The 15,606-nt window shown below is 42.9% G+C and carries 18 protein-coding genes; 12 read left to right on the top strand and 6 right to left on the bottom strand.

Annotated features, from left to right (window positions below):
• Positions 1-86 precede the first annotated feature (86 nt).
• Positions 87-389: a hypothetical protein gene (locus tag BEP19_RS05955; protein WP_120188925.1), complete on the bottom strand. Its 303-nt coding sequence runs from the start codon at positions 387-389 to the stop codon at positions 87-89.
• Between the two features lie 11 nt (positions 390-400).
• Positions 401-640, bottom strand: coding sequence for a hypothetical protein (locus BEP19_RS05950; RefSeq protein ID WP_120188924.1), 240 nt, complete (start codon positions 638-640; stop codon positions 401-403).
• 187 nt (positions 641-827) lie between these two features.
• Here BEP19_RS05950 and BEP19_RS05945 point away from each other — a divergent pair, with 187 nt between their 5' ends.
• From BEP19_RS05945 to BEP19_RS05930, 4 genes are all read left to right on the top strand, one after another.
• Positions 828-2,075 carry an FAD-dependent oxidoreductase gene (locus tag BEP19_RS05945; protein ID WP_120188923.1) on the top strand — a complete coding sequence of 416 codons (1,248 nt, stop codon included), beginning with the start codon at positions 828-830 and terminating at the stop codon, positions 2,073-2,075.
• A 507-nt stretch (positions 2,076-2,582) separates the two neighbouring features.
• Complete coding sequence (locus BEP19_RS05940) at positions 2,583-2,987, top strand: FxsA family protein (RefSeq protein WP_120188922.1); 405 nt, start codon at positions 2,583-2,585, stop codon at positions 2,985-2,987.
• 35 nt (positions 2,988-3,022) lie between these two features.
• The gene (locus BEP19_RS05935) at positions 3,023-3,781 is read left to right on the top strand and encodes an ABC transporter ATP-binding protein (protein ID WP_120188921.1); all 759 of its coding nucleotides are present in this window, start codon (positions 3,023-3,025) and stop codon (positions 3,779-3,781) included.
• Positions 3,771-5,015 carry an ABC transporter permease gene (locus BEP19_RS05930; protein WP_120188920.1) on the top strand — a complete coding sequence of 415 codons (1,245 nt, stop codon included), beginning with the start codon at positions 3,771-3,773 and terminating at the stop codon, positions 5,013-5,015. Before BEP19_RS05935 ends, BEP19_RS05930 begins: the two co-directional genes overlap by 11 nt.
• A 31-nt stretch (positions 5,016-5,046) precedes the next feature.
• Here the strand turns inward: BEP19_RS05930 and BEP19_RS05925 are convergent, their stop codons facing one another.
• Together BEP19_RS05925 and BEP19_RS05920 are read right to left on the bottom strand one after the other, a co-directional pair.
• The gene (locus BEP19_RS05925) at positions 5,047-5,214 is read right to left on the bottom strand and encodes an aspartyl-phosphate phosphatase Spo0E family protein (protein WP_120188983.1); all 168 of its coding nucleotides are present in this window, start codon (positions 5,212-5,214) and stop codon (positions 5,047-5,049) included.
• A 98-nt stretch (positions 5,215-5,312) separates the two neighbouring features.
• Positions 5,313-5,582 carry a hypothetical protein gene (locus BEP19_RS05920; protein ID WP_120188919.1) on the bottom strand — a complete coding sequence of 90 codons (270 nt, stop codon included), beginning with the start codon at positions 5,580-5,582 and terminating at the stop codon, positions 5,313-5,315.
• Between the two features lie 218 nt (positions 5,583-5,800).
• On the opposite strand from BEP19_RS05920, the gene BEP19_RS05915 reads away from it, so the two are divergent.
• The gene (locus BEP19_RS05915; RefSeq protein ID WP_120188918.1) at positions 5,801-7,153 is read left to right on the top strand and encodes a TrkH family potassium uptake protein; all 1,353 of its coding nucleotides are present in this window, start codon (positions 5,801-5,803) and stop codon (positions 7,151-7,153) included.
• Positions 7,154-7,324: 171 nt separating this feature from the next.
• On the opposite strand, the gene BEP19_RS05910 is transcribed toward BEP19_RS05915, so the two are convergent.
• Positions 7,325-8,962: an AMP-binding protein gene (locus BEP19_RS05910; RefSeq protein WP_120188917.1), complete on the bottom strand. Its 1,638-nt coding sequence runs from the start codon at positions 8,960-8,962 to the stop codon at positions 7,325-7,327.
• 368 nt (positions 8,963-9,330) lie between these two features.
• Here BEP19_RS05910 and serC point away from each other — a divergent pair, with 368 nt between their 5' ends.
• The 6 genes from serC (at position 9,331) to BEP19_RS05880 (ending at position 14,014) form a co-directional block, all read left to right on the top strand.
• On the top strand, positions 9,331-10,434 hold the full coding sequence (serC, locus tag BEP19_RS05905) for a 3-phosphoserine/phosphohydroxythreonine transaminase (RefSeq protein ID WP_120188916.1): 1,104 nt from the start codon (positions 9,331-9,333) through the stop codon (positions 10,432-10,434).
• Positions 10,435-10,626: 192 nt separating this feature from the next.
• Positions 10,627-11,094, top strand: a complete 468-nt coding sequence (gene queD / locus BEP19_RS05900) for a 6-carboxytetrahydropterin synthase QueD (RefSeq protein ID WP_120188915.1) — start codon at positions 10,627-10,629, stop codon at positions 11,092-11,094.
• The gene (locus tag BEP19_RS05895) at positions 11,094-11,795 is read left to right on the top strand and encodes a 7-carboxy-7-deazaguanine synthase QueE (RefSeq protein WP_120188914.1); all 702 of its coding nucleotides are present in this window, start codon (positions 11,094-11,096) and stop codon (positions 11,793-11,795) included. Before queD ends, BEP19_RS05895 begins: the two co-directional genes overlap by 1 nt.
• Positions 11,796-11,800: 5 nt before the next feature.
• Complete coding sequence (gene queC, locus BEP19_RS05890) at positions 11,801-12,472, top strand: 7-cyano-7-deazaguanine synthase QueC (protein WP_120188913.1); 672 nt, start codon at positions 11,801-11,803, stop codon at positions 12,470-12,472.
• A 132-nt stretch (positions 12,473-12,604) separates the two neighbouring features.
• Complete coding sequence (locus BEP19_RS05885; RefSeq protein WP_120188912.1) at positions 12,605-12,826, top strand: DUF3892 domain-containing protein; 222 nt, start codon at positions 12,605-12,607, stop codon at positions 12,824-12,826.
• 81 nt (positions 12,827-12,907) lie between these two features.
• Entirely contained in the window at positions 12,908-14,014 is a 1,107-nt protein-coding gene (locus BEP19_RS05880) for a deoxyribonuclease IV (RefSeq protein ID WP_120188911.1), read from the top strand.
• Positions 14,015-14,061: 47 nt separating this feature from the next.
• Here BEP19_RS05880 and gerQ read toward each other — a convergent pair whose 3' ends face one another.
• The gene (gerQ, locus tag BEP19_RS05875) at positions 14,062-14,577 is read right to left on the bottom strand and encodes a spore coat protein GerQ (RefSeq protein WP_245983390.1); all 516 of its coding nucleotides are present in this window, start codon (positions 14,575-14,577) and stop codon (positions 14,062-14,064) included.
• A 300-nt stretch (positions 14,578-14,877) separates the two neighbouring features.
• Here gerQ and BEP19_RS05870 point away from each other — a divergent pair, with 300 nt between their 5' ends.
• Positions 14,878-15,558 (top strand): zinc metallopeptidase, encoded by a 681-nt coding sequence (locus BEP19_RS05870; RefSeq protein ID WP_120188910.1) that lies wholly within the window; start codon positions 14,878-14,880, stop codon positions 15,556-15,558.
• Positions 15,559-15,606: the final 48 nt, after the last annotated feature.

Raw genomic sequence — 15,606 nt, 5'->3', positions numbered from 1 at the left:
TGTTTCTCTATAAAGTTTTCCATTTTAGTAACAAATCGTTCCAGTCTTTTTGTTACAATAGCTAAAGAGGCTTTATGGACGCATTGTTATAGAATATTCATCGTTTCAATGTGTTGACGAGTTTCCGCTGTGCCTAATTCATGTAATTTTACGTAGATCTGTTTTAGGGCAGCATCATACGCTCGACTTTCTGGTTTGTCGTGTTCTCCTACCACAGGGGTCATTGCAGGAAGAACGGTATCCATCTCTCGTTCATGAGCGTATTCGAACAATTCTTCCAAAACTCGCCTTTGTTGGTCATCGGCTTCGATTTCAAATTGATAACTTTGCGCGTGATCCCGTAGAATCTCGCCAGTTTGAACGGTGACATAGTATTTATTCTTTTCCATGTAATTCCTCCTTAAAATGGATATTTATAATAAAGTCTAAAGAACCAAATAATCATCACAACGATGGTAAAGACAAAAATATAACTCAGAAATACAGGGTTAAGGGTTCGCGGATTCGCTTTAACAGTTGGACTAACCCCATGATCTTGTTCACCCTTCTGTTGTTTAACTAAACGAATCGACGTAATTAACCCAACGACTAAGAGTAGGAGCGCGGCAATGGTTAATACTGTATAAAGAAGGCTGCTCATCTTTTCACCTCGAGTTGATTTGCTCATAGGTTTTGTAGATTGGGTAAAATAAATACAAGAAACAATGCCTAATCATAATTTAATGAGGGATACTCGGATGTAAAAAAGGCTTGATTTTTAAATGGAACTATTTTAAACTAATAGTAATTACTAATTAGATTATGGGCCTAAAAGGAGTGGTTGATATATGGCAAGAGCAATCGTTTATTCGAGTACGGGATGCCCTTATTGTGAAAAAATTAAAACAGAACTTAACACATGGGGGATCGAATACGAAGAGCGTAATGTAACTGAAAACCCTGATTTTTTTGAAGATCTACACGAACAAGGCATGTTTTCAACGCCTGTTACGTATATTGATGGTGAAGCCTTTATTGGCTATCGTCCTAATAAAATGAAGGCTTATTTAGGAATTACGGACGAGCCAAAAGCGGAAACGACAACGAAATCAACTGAAGAAGAGATATTTTCTTCAGTGGATCAAACTGTTTTGGACGAAGTGTATGATTTCGTCACGATTGGCGGAGGACCAGCAGGAGCTTCAGCCGCTATTTACGCTGCGCGTGGCAGGTTAAAAACATTAGTGATCGATAAAGCGCCAACTTCTGGGACGCTTGCGATTACGCACAAAATCGCGAACTATCCTGGAGTTCGAGGCGAACTGACAGGATTAGAATTACTGTTGGAAATGCAGCAACAGGCCAAAGATTTTGGAACAACATTTGTGCGTTCAAACGTGCTAAGTGTTGATTTTTCCGACAGCGAGATCAAAAAATTAGAACTTCCCGAGGGAACAATCAAAGCTAAGAGTGTATTTATAGCTGTCGGGGCTATTGCGCCGGGCTCTAAAATTACGGGCGAAGAGGAGTTTACGGGTCGGGGTGTAAGTTACTGTTCAACTTGTGACGCCGCCTTTTTCCAAGATCGAGTTGTCGCAGTTGTCGGAGATACAGATGAAGCGGTCCACGAAGCGGAAGCGCTGGCTAAGTTTAGTAAGGAAGTGCGCTTACTTGTGCCCACAAACAAATTCAAAGGTGAAGTCGACCTGTCGGGGATCGAGGAAGCTGATAACATTAAGGTTTTCTATCGACATCGCCTCCGAGAAATTCAAGGGGAAAAGAAAGTCGAGCGTATTGTTGTTCAGGATGATCAACGACAAGAGCAGACATGGGATGTTGACGGGGTATTCTTATATCTTGCCGGACTTAAACCAGGTACTGACTTTATTAAAGATCAAGTGGAACGCGATGAAGAAGGATACATCGTTGTCGATGAGTTCTTAAAATCAAGCGTCGATGGTGTGTATGCTGGCGGTGACGCGCGTAGAACTCCGATTAAACAGGCGGTTATCTCAGCTGCGGATGGGGCTATTGCCGCTTTAGGAGCAGATCAGTTTGTCAACAAACGCGGAAAAATGAGACCGCAATATAGTTAAACAATTTAAAAGACCGCTCTGTAGCGGTCTTTTTTACTTCTTTTCCATGTAAAAGAGGGACGACATGCAGTTGTAAGCGTTTTTTAATCAGGGATTAATCATATTCTTTTTGGACTCATATTTTTCCATTAGTCTAGGCAAGAACGGAGTTATCAGAGAAATTGAAATAGCAAAGCACACTTCCGCTACAATAATAAACTTCACAAACTGACTCATCAAGGGACTCATCGGATAACCCCCTCCTTTTTCCAGAATAAGCTAAATGGTAATAAACGTCAATTGATATCTCGGAATTTTCCCGCAATTACAATAGCCTGTTAACTAAGCTCCTTTCGTGTGTATGGATAATCCGCTTTTCGAAAATAAGTAATCTTACTAATTGAAAGTTAGCAAAAGAAGGTTTCTCAATGAAAATTGTTGTTAGGCCGTAATTGTGTTAAGTTCATAATCTTGTTAAGATGGGACTATCTTTAAACATTCATTAAATAGTAATAGGGAGGGGACGCCATGCTGCGAATCATCATTGCCCTGTTGTTGATTGTTCCAACGATCGAAATTTGGTTGCTGATTACTGCTGGTAAAGCATTCGGGTGGCTACCCACTTTGCTTACCATTATTCTAACCGGGGTCGTAGGTGGTTGGTTGGCAAGAAAACAAGGGTTACAAGTGTTTTATTCAGCGCAAAGACAGATGAGACAAGGTCAATTACCGGGCGAAGCATTATTGGATGGACTTATTATTTTTACGGGTGGACTGTTGTTACTTTCACCTGGTTTCTTTACAGACACGCTTGGTATTTTATGTTTAATTCCCATGATACGGGGTCCGATTAAAATCTACCTTAAGGGCTGGCTGTGGAAAACCATGCAAAATGGAAGAATCTCGTTTCGCAGAGGTGGACCGTGGCGTTGATAAAACAAAGGAATTAAAAAGGATGGGTCCTATTTATGGATAGTTACGAAAATATACTGCAAGTATCTGATTTGATCGGCGGCTATTCACGTCGCCATCCGATCCTTCACGAGCTTACTTTTCATGTGGCTCCTGGGGAGGTGGTCGGATTAGTCGGTCTAAATGGCGCGGGTAAAAGCACGACGATTAAACACATTCTAGGTTTATTAGAACCAATTCAAGGCGAAATCCTCATTAAGGGGCAGACAAGACGGACTTCTAAAGAACGGTACCATACAGCGTTAAGTTATGTTCCAGAAACGCCGTTGCTTTATGAACAGTTAACATTGTGGGAGCATATGGAGTTTATGGCCTTATCTTATCAGTTGGATCGCGCCGAGTTGAATCAACGCGCGACGGAGTTGATGGAACAATTTAATATGAAAAAAATGAAAGACTGGCTGCCAGAACGTTTTTCCAAAGGTATGAAACAAAAAGTGATGATTATGAATGCGTTATTGGCGCAACCTGCAATGTATATTATAGATGAGCCTTTCGTCGGATTGGATCCGCAAGCAATTCACGCTTTGCTTGAACAGTTAAAAATGGAAAAACAAAGAGGCGCGGGGATTTTCATGTCGACGCACATTTTAGCGACCGTTGAACACTTTTGTGATCGTTTTATCTTGCTGCATGAGGGAAGAATCCTGCTACAGGGAACTTTATCCGATTGGAGAAAACAGACAGGCTTGGCCGAGGCGAGTTTGGATGAAATTTTTATGACCGTAACTGAGGTTGACCGACATGAAAGTTAATTTGAGACAATTATGGAAAAGTCGAGCATCAGCTTTTTGGAAAGATGCGGCGCAATATCTCCGCATTATTTTAAGCGGTTATATCTACCTGCCGATTATGCTGTTAATTATGTTGGCTTTCCTGTACCAATATATTTTGACGGAATGGTCAGCGGCCTCTTATACCGCTTATGTCGGCTGGATCTTTGCGCTCCTTTTTTCTTTACAACTGAATTTTAGTCGAATTCGAACCTTTTTATCCGAGCCAGACGCGATTTATTTGCTCCCGCTAGAGGATAAAATGGACAAACAATATTTTCGATTATCGTGGTTTTACAGTTTTGTTATTCAAGCTTTTGTTTTATTTACGCTCATGATAGTTCTTTCCCCACTATATTCGGGAATGATTAGCGCAGATCGCGGCGTATTTTATGTGACTTACGGGATCATCGCCTTACTTGCTGGATTTAATCTTTATGCCGGGTTTCAAGAGCGGCGTTTACGTCAAGAAGGTATGAAGGTTGTTCATACCGCGGGTCGCTGGGCGCTCAATATTCTTTTTCTAGCGATGCTGTTTAAGGCATATTCCTTCTCATTTGTCGTTTGGGGCGTCGTCTGGACGCTTGCGATTTTGTATTATTACTCGATAGCCAAGCGAATGTCGTGGGATTGGATCGACCTTGTCGAAATTGAACAGAGGCAATTGCTGCAATTTTATCAATTTGCGGGCTGGTTTATGGATGTTCCGCATTTACCTGAGCGCGTCAAAAAGAGGAAGTGGCTTATCTTTTTATTGGAAAAAATATCGCTTACTTCGGAATCTGCTTACACCTTCTTATATTTACGATCTTTAGCGCGTTACCAAAACATCTTTACGCTTTATTTGCGCTTACTTGTGATCGCTTTACTTTGCATGTATTTTGTTAACCATCTGCCGCTATCCAGTTTTCTCTTTATTATGTTTTTACTGCTTAATGGAGTTCAACTTTCCGGGAGTTGGAAAAGACTTCAAGCCTACTTTTGGGACGCCATCTATCCTGTTACAGATCGGGAGAAGTTGACCTCATTTTGTCGGACGATTTACTCATTCTTATTTCTCCAGACGTTGCTTGGATCTATTGCGCTAGGAGTACAACAAGGGTGGAAAGCGGCAGTCGTGATGTTGATTGTCGGTCTCTTGATTACGTATGGTTATAGCTATGTTATCTTACTGCGTCGACTAAAAAAGTCCTTGTCGAAATCACCATTTCATTAGGGATGGTGATTTTTCGTTTCAGAATGTTATGTTAATAAGACTCGTTTCCTTTTCTCATAACATATGTGATTAGCTTGTCCAGTTGTTGGCTAAGCGCAACAACCTCGGGATGTTGAAAATTGTATTTGTGAATAATAGCGAGCTTCCTCAGTTCTCCCTTGAGTTTTTCAATTTCTTTTTCCAACTTAACATCTATGATCACATTAACGCCTTCTTCCTATACCTAGATAACGATAAAGCATACTAGTCTATAGTAATGGATATTGTGATAAATTTCGATTGATTTCGCTCGTCAATTCATGACGATTCTCGACAAGAGTAGAGCGTCCGAGCGACATCATCAAGCGTTTCAAGTCGTTCAAACCAGGCGAAACCGGGGGAAATGAGCTCATAGCAATCGTTCGTTTGTTCTCCTTTCAGTAAAATCCAGACTCCTTCTTGTGTAGGGATTTCAACGCCGATGTCAATAATTTCACGGTTATAGTCCGCTTTAAGCCGCGCCTGGGGGAAGCGCCGTTTGACGCGCAGAAATTCTTCCCGTTCGATCTCCTCGTGTCGCTTATTCATTTTCGTCGTTCTCCTTTGAAAAATGATCGATGTATTATTAATCTATTATACCTATTTAACGGCGAACTTCGAATACTAAACTACGCTTTTAAAAAAGAAAAATTGGGTTTCATGATAGATGATTTTCTGTTAGGAATGGTGAATAGAGCTAGTATGATTGATTACAACTAATGTATACTAAGACTTGGTATGCGATCTAATAAAGGGAGAAAAAAACATTGTTACCGTTTAAAAAGAGAAGAAGATTTAGCGCCGTACAAATCATTGTTCTTTTTTATTTCACCTCTGTTGTTATTTCAACGGGTGTGTTATCGATTCCTTATTTACATAAACCAGACGCCCAATTAACGTTTATGGACGCCCTTTTTACCGCAGTCAGCGCGATAAGCGTGACAGGGCTAACCGTCGTTAATACAGCGGACACCTTTAATTCGTTCGGACGATTAATGCTCGCCCTGATATTTCAAATCGGGGGAATTGGGATCATGTCAATCGGGACTTTTTTATGGATTTTACTCGGTAGGCGTGTTGGATTATCTGGGCGACAGTGGATCGCCATCGACCAGAATCGACCGACGTTATCTGGGCTCGTTTCACTGATTCAAGCGGTGCTCATTATGACGATCATGATTGAAGCGACGGGGACGGTTATTTTAGGCGGTTATTTTTTATTTCAAGGGTATTTAACGACATGGCAGGAGGCTTTCTTCTACGGCTTCTTCTCTTCTGTGAGCGCCTTTACAAACTCTGGTTTTGATATTTTTGGGGATTCGCTCTACCGTTTTTCAACTGATTATTTCGTACAAACGGTTCATATGACTTTAATTATTTTAGGCGCGGTAGGTTTTCCAGTATTAATGGAGGTTCGGGCTTACCTTGGACAACGACATCGGGAGGGGCGATTTCGTTTTTCGCTCTATACAAAATTAACAACATCCACCTTTTTTGGATTAACCGTTGTTGGCGCTGTTTTATTTTTCTTATTTGAAAAGAATGCTTTTTTGGCGGGTGAACCGTGGCATGCGGCAATCGTTCACTCATTATTCCACTCCGTTACCGCCCGAAGCTGTGGCGTATCCACAGTAGATATTAATGGCTTTAGTGAACCAACTTTGTTCCTTTTAAGCATCTTGATGTTTATTGGCGCTTCGCCGAGCAGTGTCGGCGGTGGAATACGCACAACCACGTTTATCGTGCTAATCCTGACAGTAGTGGCTTTTATGCGTGGGCGTTCCGAAGTGTTTGTGTTTAGAAGAGAACTGCATCAGGAGGATATTCGGAAAGCTTTTGTTGTCTTTTTCGTTGGTGTAAGTCTCGTTTCAACAGCTACGATCAGCTTACTGGTGTTTGAACCTTTTCCGTTATTACCTTTACTATTTGAGGTTTGTTCTGCATTTGGAACAACGGGCATTTCGATGGGGATTACATCTGAATTAAGTCATTTAGGTCAATCGATTCTGATTTTCTTAATGTTTGTCGGTCGGGTTGGGGTAATCCCGTTTCTAATTTTATTAAAAAGGGATAAAAGATTAGGCTATCATTATCCAAAAGAAAGAATGATCATTGGCTAAGTTTCAGTGAAAGAGTGATCTTGATGCAAGCGTGGTGTCGGATATCGGATTAGGACCGTTTCGCGGCCAATTTTAGGTTGCAACGGTTCTGATCAATGGCATTAGGACAACTTCATAATAGATCCCAAGTTAAAAAGGTCCTGATTATTTCATCAGGACCTTTTTAACGTATTATAAACCTAACCCCTGCGGGATCGGCAACTTTAATTTGAACTTTTGAACTTTGCCGGAAGCGGTCATCGGATATTCGGTAACGAAGGTAACGTACTGCGGAATTTTATAGTTTGCGATTTTACCACGGCAATATCTTTTAATCTCATCCGCAGTTAGCGTTTCATTTTCTTTCAGTTTAATAAAAGCGGCAACTTGTTCACCGTATCGCGCATCAGGCACTCCTGTTACTTGCGCGTCCAAAACCTTTGGATGAGAATGAAGGAATTCTTCAATTTCTCTCGGATAAATATTTTCGCCGCCACGAATTATCATATCCTTTAAACGGCCTGTAATTTTTATATAGCCCGCTTCATCCATAGTTGCTAGATCTCCTGTGCGTAACCACCCCTCATGGTCGACCGCTGCAGCGGTTTGTTCAGACATATTATAATATCCAGCCATGACATGATAACCTCTCGTGCACAGTTCGCCCTGCTCTCCAGGTGGCAGTGTTTCGTCCGTATCCGGATCAATGATTTTGATCTCAACATGTTCATGGGCTCGTCCCACCGTCGAAACTCTGCGCTCAATACTGTCTTCAATTCGGGTTTGCGTAACGACGGGGGAGGCCTCGGTTAATCCATAAGCGATCGTAATATCTCGAATCCCCATATCATTGACTACTCTGCGCATCACTTCAATGGGGCAAGGCGAACCCGCCATAATACCTGTTCGTAAGCTAGACAAATCATACTCACGGAATCGCGGGTGATTCAGTTCGGCAATAAACATTGTCGGCACGCCATATAACGCTGTGCACTTTTCTGTTTGAACAGCTTCTAACACACGCTGTGGACGAAAAGAAATGAGCGGCACCATCGTGGCCCCAGTCGCAACACAAGCAAGCGCGCCCATCACACACCCGAAGCAATGAAAGAAAGGAACGGGGATACAAATTCGATCATCGGGCGTAATTTTCTGACAATCCGCAACTTTAATCGCGTTATTGATAATGCTGTAATGAGTCAGCATCACGCCTTTAGGAAAGCCTGTCGTTCCCGATGTATATTGCATGTTAATGACATCGAGCGGATCAAGCGACGCCTGTCGATACGCAAGTTGTTGATCGGAGATCAGTTCACCCTTCGGGACGATGTCATTCCAATTAAACATACCGGGCGTGTATTGCTCTCCGATATAGATGACATTTTTTAAATGAGGTAACCGCTTCGCCGCTAAATGCCCCGGTGCGCTCGAGTGTAATTCTGGACAAATTCCATACAAAATTTCTATATAATTATCCCCAACTAAGCCGTCGATTAAGACCAGTGTCTTTGCTTCCGAATGCTTTAGTAGGTACTCTAGTTCATCCGCGCGATAGTTTGTATTTACGGTAACGAGTGTTGCCCCGATTTTTGCTGAGGCAAATTGAGTAATGACCCATTCAGGGACATTCGTCGCCCAAATTGCAATTGGATCGCCTTTTTCAATGCCTATGCTTAGGAATCCCTTTGCTACTTGATTGCATATCGCTTGAAATGCGCGATAAGAATAACGGAGGTCCCGTTCCATATAGACCACGGCCTCATGATCAGGATAGCGTTGCGCCGTTTGGTCCAGTAATTCTCCAATGGTCGTGCGAATCAATCCAGCCATAGTTCGCTCCTTCACATTTTGTAATATCTATATTGTGTCTTAGCGTAAAATACTTCAGACATTCCAAGCGTTCCTGTAATTAAAGTTTTACAATATTCACCGAAGGCTAACTGAATTCAGTTAGATTATACACGATTCGACACCGTTTTGGAGCGCTAAATCAAGCCTAATTTTGAGTTTTATTCGAACTTTTCCCTTTAAAAGCTCATGTTTTTGAATAGAGTTTGACAAGCTTGTTATTCTAACTTCTTTTATTCAACGGAGATGTCTGCGCGCTGTTAAAACTTTTATTGATTGACCTTCAATGGTAAGATGAAAGATAACCGTTGTTGTTCAGATGAGTAGATAAATAGGAAGGAGAGAGCGCGATGCAACAACAATCTCAGGGTCGCGTTTACAACTTTAACGCGGGGCCGTCAACGTTACCGCTTCCTGTCCTGCAAAAAGTTCAGGAGGAATTCGTGAATTTCAAAGGTATGGGGATGTCAGTAATCGAAATGAGCCACCGCAGCGCGCCGTTTGAATCGATTCTAGAAAACGCAAAAGCGTTGTTAAAAGAGCTGTTGGCAATTCCCGACGATTACGAAACGCTGTTTATTCAAGGGGGAGCGAGCTTACAATTTACCATGATTCCTATGAATTTTTTACAGCCGGGCAAGACCGCATCTTACGCTTTGACTGGGCAATGGGCTGAACGAGCTTACGTAGAGGCTCAATTACTAGGCGATGTCAATTACGCTTCATGCGCCCGAAAAGGGAGCTACAGCAGAGTGCCTGCGCCCGATCAGCTAAATTATCGCGCTTCCGATGAATATTTACATATAACATCGAATAACACGATCTATGGGACACAGTGGAAGGAGTTCCCGCAAACTGGAAACGTCCCATTAATTGCGGATATGTCAAGTGATATTTTATCACAACCGCTGGATATCAGCCAGTTTGGTCTGATTTATGCGGGGGCCCAGAAAAACTTAGGTCCATCCGGGGTAACCGTCGTGATCATTCGAAAAGATTTACTTCAACAGGCGAATTCGAACATTCCGTCCATGCTCAGTTATCGTACATATGCCGAACACAATTCACTCTTTAACACACCGCCGACTTTTGCAGTCTATATGCTAGGTGAAGTGCTGCAATGGGTTAAAGATCAAGGTGGCGCGCATGAAATGGCGAAGCGAAACGAGCAGAAAACAGCGCTCATTTATGATGCGATCGATCAAAGTGAGGGATTTTTCCAGGGGAGGGCTGAGCCGAACAGTCGTTCCCAGATGAATATAACTTTTAATATTGAGTATGAGCAAACTCAAAAAACCTTCCTCTTAGAAGCTGAGCAAGCAGGGTTTATCGGCATCGCGGGTCACCGTCTAGCCGGTGGTGTTCGTGTATCCACGTATAATGCCGTTTCTTATGAAGCATGCCAGGCATTCAGCCAATTCATGATTGACTTTCGACGAAAGTATCACAGGTAACAAGATGGATTAACTCGCTGATGAATAGGCTTTCGATAGACAGAAAGTCCGCTAGCTGCTATACTGCTAAAATGAGTGTTCGAAATTCCCGCCACTCAAACAAAAAAACTAGGGAGAGAAAATTATACTGAGCCCTAACTCCCGACGTTCGTTCTGGGAGTTTATTATTTTTTCTCCAAGGAGGGCATAAAGATGAAACCTTATCAAATTCCAACAACGCTACAAACATTGGGCGAAGACATTCAATTAGACCAACTTCGGTATCATCGAAAGCGGGTAGGAGTGATCCGGGAGTTTACATTTGATGCCGCCCACCATCTGCACGCCTACGAGGGCAAGTGTAAAAGCTTACATGGTCACACATATCGTCTCGTGATTCATCTTAGCGGACGAGTCGACGAAATTGGGATTGTAGTCGATTTTGCCGAAATTAAACGGATTTTTAAAGAGCGAATTGACGCTCATTTAGACCATCGCTACTTAAATGATGTGTTGCCGCCGATGAATACGACTGCTGAAAATATGATCGTCTGGATTTGGGAACAACTGCAGGACGAAATAACAAAGCTAAATATTCCCGAACTGCGGCTTGAAGAACTGACCTTGTATGAAACACCGACGAGTCGCGCTTACTTAAAGCGGGAATGGATGGAAGAATAATGACCAAGCAGTCCCGCGTGTTACCGATGGTAGAGATATTTCAAACGGTTGAGGGGGAGGGGTTAAAAGCCGGTTTCCCCACCACATTTGTTCGTTTGTACAACTGTAACTTGCGTTGCAAATGGTGTGATACAACGTACAGTTACGCCCCGCATCAGCCCGAATTTTACGCGACGATTGAAGAAATTGTTGAACAAGTTGTTCAACTTGAGAATCCTTCCATCTGTCTAACAGGGGGAGAGCCACTGATGCACGGGGATAAATCAGCGGCATTAATTCAAGCGTTAGCGGAGCAACCCGTCATTGAAGAAATTCATATTGAAACAAACGGGGCGATCGATCTGACCCCTTTTTGCGCGTTACGCGCAACCAACACCGACGTTAGAGAAAAAGTTCGGTTCATTATGGATGTAAAACTACGCTCAAGCGGTGAAAAGGAAGCAATGGTTTGGGAAAATTTCCCTTTGTTATCAGGCCAAGACGAAATTAAATTTGTAATCGGTGACGAGCGAGAATTTAAAGAAGCTGTCGAGGTTATTGAGAGTTATTACGAACAGGGACAGTTATTATTTAGTCCCGTTTGGGAACAGCTTGCCCCAGCCGCGTTAGTTGAAATGATTTTGGCGTCTCCTTATAAACGAGCAAAATTAAGCTTGCAAACACACAAATACATTTGGCATCCTGAGCAAAAAGGAGTCTGATTGAAATGAAAAAAAAAGCAGTGATCATTTTAAGCGGTGGCCTAGACAGCGCGACATGTATGGGTGTTGCTCAACAAGTAGGGTATGAGCTCTATCCACTTACGTTTGACTATGGGCAGAAGCACCAGCATGAAATTGTACATGCGAAACGGATTGCGCAGCATTATCAAGTCGCAGAACACAGGGTCGTCAAACTTGATTTCTTGAATCAGCTTGGCGGAAGCGCCTTGACCGATCCTTCGATCGAGGTGCCAGATTACGCGGGTGATGATGAGGTGCCTGTTACATATGTGCCCGCTCGCAATCTCATTTTCTTATCGTTAGCTACTGCTTATGCGGAAACGGTTGGAGCTGAGAAGATTTTTATTGGGGTTAGTTCAGTTGATTATAGCGGTTATCCCGATTGTCGCCCCGAGTTTATCGCTTCGATGTCCGAGACGATTCGGTTGGCGACGAAGCTGGGAGCCGAGCAAGGCATGTTACAAATTGAAGCTCCGCTTAGTCATTTGTCTAAAGAAGATACCATTCGCTTAGGAATGGAGTTAGCGGTTCCGTATGAGCTAACAACTTCTTGTTATCGCGGCGGGGACAAGGCGTGCGGAACATGCGATAGTTGCGAATTGCGTCTGAAAGGTTTCGCGGAAGCTGGCTTGGTCGATCCAATCCCTTATGTATAAAAGTTTATGAGCAGGCGACAAACAGTAACTTTGTCGCCTGCTTTTTTTTTGTTAAATTTCTCTTTTCTGCCACTGGGCACAATGATTAATCACATACGAGCGGGGGCATAATCCTACAAAGGAGGATGGGTCATGAACTATAAACTCGTTGCTGTTCGTAAAGACGCAGAAGGGAACATCACGCATTTTTTGACAGATCGCGATACCGTCATCACACTTTCAGAGGCGATCGCCTTGGTGGAAAATGATCAAATAAATTCGATAACTTCTTTAAAAGCGGATGGGACCTGGTTGATCGATGAATATGGACAATATGAACAAGGACAAAATTTAGCTGACTTACCCGGGTTTTAAGACAATGAATCGCATATTCATCTCTATCCTCCTATTACATTGTTTGGTACAATGAATAGATGGATGGAAAGAGGAGTGAATATGATGAAATTAGGATCCCATGTCTCATTTTCGAAAACGGGATTATTGAATGCGACTGAAGAAGCGATCTCATACGGCTCCACCTCATTTATGGTGTATACAGGCGCCCCGCAAAACACGAGACGCCGACCAATGGAAGAGTTGCATATTGATGAAGGAAGACAACTGATGGAACAGCATGGAATTGTGGACATTGTTGTTCATGCCCCTTATATTATCAATCTTGCCTCTTATAAAGAAAATACGTTTGAGCTAGCCGTCAATTTCTTACGACAAGAAATCAGTCGGACAGATTATATGGGTGTGAAAAATATTGTGCTTCATCCTGGAGCTTATACGGACAAGGATCCTGAGTATGGGATCGCCCGCATTGCTGAAGGTTTAAATGAAGTGTTAGAAAAAGATCAGCGCGTCCATATCGCCCTTGAAACGATGGCGGGCAAAGGGACGGAAATTGGTCGGAAATTCGAAGAAATTGCCGCTATTATTGAAAAGGTCAACTACAACGATAAATTAGCGGTTTGTTTTGATACGTGTCATACACATGATGCTGGTTACGATATCGTCAACGATTTTGACGGTGTGATGGAGGAGTTCGATCGGATCATCGGCCTTGACCGTCTTGCTGTGTTTCATATCAATGATAGTAAAAATTTCCGTGGAGCAGCTAAAGACCGTCATGCGCCTTTAGGTTCAGGGTTGATTGGCTATGATGCGCTTCAACATATTGTTCGCCATGAAGTCGCAAAGGACAAGCCCATTATTTTAGAGACACCATGGATTGGAAAAGAGAAAAATAAAACAAGGCCGATGTATGAAGCGGAAATTGCTCTATTGAAGGATCAAGTGGAAGAACGCTTTGGTCCTCAATATTTAGATGATGTAGAAAGACTCGCCCATTTCTTTAAAAAACGCGACCTACAACCGATCGAAAGCGTCCATGAAGTGTGGACAGACCTACAAGATCGGAAGAAGAAAAAAGAGGATAGCAGGGAACCATTAGAGCGCTTCTACGATCTCGTCCATGAGGAACGGCTTTTTCCTGACTTGTCCGAGGAACAAATCAATCACCGCATTATCGGCTGGTTAGCAAACGCGACTGCATAAATAAAAGAAAAAAGCATGAACAAATTTGTCCATGCTTTTTTTATGGATTATCTAGGGGCGATCGGTTGCCCGGGAGCCGCTCCGAATGGATATTCATAGTTGAGTCGCTCATTGAACGTCGCATAGTCAAAATTCACCATTAACATCATGTAGCGTTCACCCGTTTCGGGATCGCTAATGATAATATGATCGCGTCCGGCTGCTTCAACCCTGCCTGTGATCACCTTTGCGTTCCACTCATTATTATTTTCAAAGGTGAAGTAAAAGGTTCCTATTTTACCACGGTTTAAACGAAGCAGATTCTCAATGTAGGATTGTTCAATCGGTAGCATTCCTGGCGCTTGACCGGGACTACCCATCCCTGGCATCATCATCCCAGGCATTGGCGGCATAGTGGGTGGAGTTGGAATCGTGGCGCCGCTTGGCTGCGGAGGAAAGAAAGGTACTTGTGTTTGAACTGCTGGGTTGTATCCCGGGTACATCATGCCGCCGCCATATGGATTTTGAGGATAAGGAACGTACTGCCTGCTTTCTGGTGTAAATTCTTGATTTAAGTCTTTCACTTTTTTGTCACTCCTTCATTTGCAAAACAAGCGAGGCGAATCATTGCCTCTCATCACTACATCATATTTGGGCGGAGAAAAATGGTGACTCGCCTAGCCCAACTTTTTTTAAAAAAGTTATGATCAGTCATGAAACTTTTTGGTATCGTTGTCCGTAATAAGTAATAAGGATAGAAAGATGGCTGCTTGTTTGACGTAGAGTAGTCATTGTTTTTATAATAAGAACTACATGATGGATTGTTGTGGAAGGTTCACTTCCTCACTATATAGATAAAATTAAAAAGGAGGTTGCGATCAACCGTGTTTTGGACACCATTTTCGATTTTAATTTTAGCGGCTTTTGGACTCTCTCTTTGGGCCCAGTTTCGGGTGAAAGGATCGTTCAAAAAGTATGCGGATGTGCCAGCCTCGTCTGGCCTAACAGGAGCGGAAGCAGCGCGTAAAATGCTAGATGCCAACGGCTTGTCGCATATCCCGGTGCAAGCGGTTCCAGGTTCCTTAACCGACCATTACGATCCGATTGCAAAAGCAGTGCGTCTTTCTGAACCTGTTTATGGGGGCGATTCGATTTCATCGCTAAGCGTTGCTTGTCATGAGGTCGGGCATGCTGTGCAGGATAAAGTCAATTATCCGATGTTAGTGGCAAGGCACCGCATGTTTCCAGTCGTTAACTTTTCCTCAGGGATCGCTCCCTGGTTGGTCATCGGTGGTTTCTTAATGAAACTGTCCGGCTTGTTACTGCTTGGTATCATTTTGTTCAGCGCCGCAGTCGCTTTCCAACTGGTGACGCTACCTGTTGAATTCAACGCGAGCAGTCGGGCCAAGGATATGATGATTCAAATGGGCTTTATCCGCAACAATGAGGAGCGAGGCGTGAATAAAGTGCTTGGAGCCGCAGCCTTAACGTATGTCGCCGCAGCCTTAATTTCTGTGTTGCACTTACTTGAATATATTTGGCTGTTTACGCGCAGCGACGACTAATAAAAGAGACTTCCATCCGATTCGGATTGGAGGTCTTTTTTCTTTTTA

The sequence above is a fragment of the Ammoniphilus oxalaticus genome (genome assembly GCF_003609605.1).
Lineage (GTDB): Bacteria > Bacillota > Bacilli > Aneurinibacillales > RAOX-1 > Ammoniphilus > Ammoniphilus oxalaticus.
The sequence above is the reverse complement of the archived record's forward strand: the minus strand, read 5'-3'. Positions and strand labels throughout refer to the sequence as shown.

Bases quoted from the DNA above. Each gene is read 5' to 3' on its own strand.
- serC (WP_120188916.1), top strand. From the start codon at position 9,331: ATGCAACAACAATCTCAGGGTCGCGTTTACAACTTTAACGCGGGGCCG.
- BEP19_RS05885 (WP_120188912.1), top strand. From the start codon at position 12,605: ATGAACTATAAACTCGTTGCTGTTCGTAAAGACGCAGAAGGGAACATC.
- BEP19_RS05930 (WP_120188920.1), top strand. From the start codon at position 3,771: ATGAAAGTTAATTTGAGACAATTATGGAAAAGTCGAGCATCAGCTTTT.
- BEP19_RS05880 (WP_120188911.1), top strand. From the start codon at position 12,908: ATGATGAAATTAGGATCCCATGTCTCATTTTCGAAAACGGGATTATTG.
- BEP19_RS05920 (WP_120188919.1), bottom strand. From the start codon at position 5,582: ATGAATAAGCGACACGAGGAGATCGAACGGGAAGAATTTCTGCGCGTC.
- BEP19_RS05955 (WP_120188925.1), bottom strand. From the start codon at position 389: ATGGAAAAGAATAAATACTATGTCACCGTTCAAACTGGCGAGATTCTA.
- BEP19_RS05935 (WP_120188921.1), top strand. From the start codon at position 3,023: ATGGATAGTTACGAAAATATACTGCAAGTATCTGATTTGATCGGCGGC.
- queC (WP_120188913.1), top strand. From the start codon at position 11,801: ATGAAAAAAAAAGCAGTGATCATTTTAAGCGGTGGCCTAGACAGCGCG.
- BEP19_RS05910 (WP_120188917.1), bottom strand. From the start codon at position 8,962: ATGGCTGGATTGATTCGCACGACCATTGGAGAATTACTGGACCAAACG.
- queD (WP_120188915.1), top strand. From the start codon at position 10,627: ATGAAACCTTATCAAATTCCAACAACGCTACAAACATTGGGCGAAGAC.
- BEP19_RS05945 (WP_120188923.1), top strand. From the start codon at position 828: ATGGCAAGAGCAATCGTTTATTCGAGTACGGGATGCCCTTATTGTGAA.
- BEP19_RS05950 (WP_120188924.1), bottom strand. From the start codon at position 640: ATGAGCAGCCTTCTTTATACAGTATTAACCATTGCCGCGCTCCTACTC.
- BEP19_RS05895 (WP_120188914.1), top strand. From the start codon at position 11,094: ATGACCAAGCAGTCCCGCGTGTTACCGATGGTAGAGATATTTCAAACG.
- BEP19_RS05940 (WP_120188922.1), top strand. From the start codon at position 2,583: ATGCTGCGAATCATCATTGCCCTGTTGTTGATTGTTCCAACGATCGAA.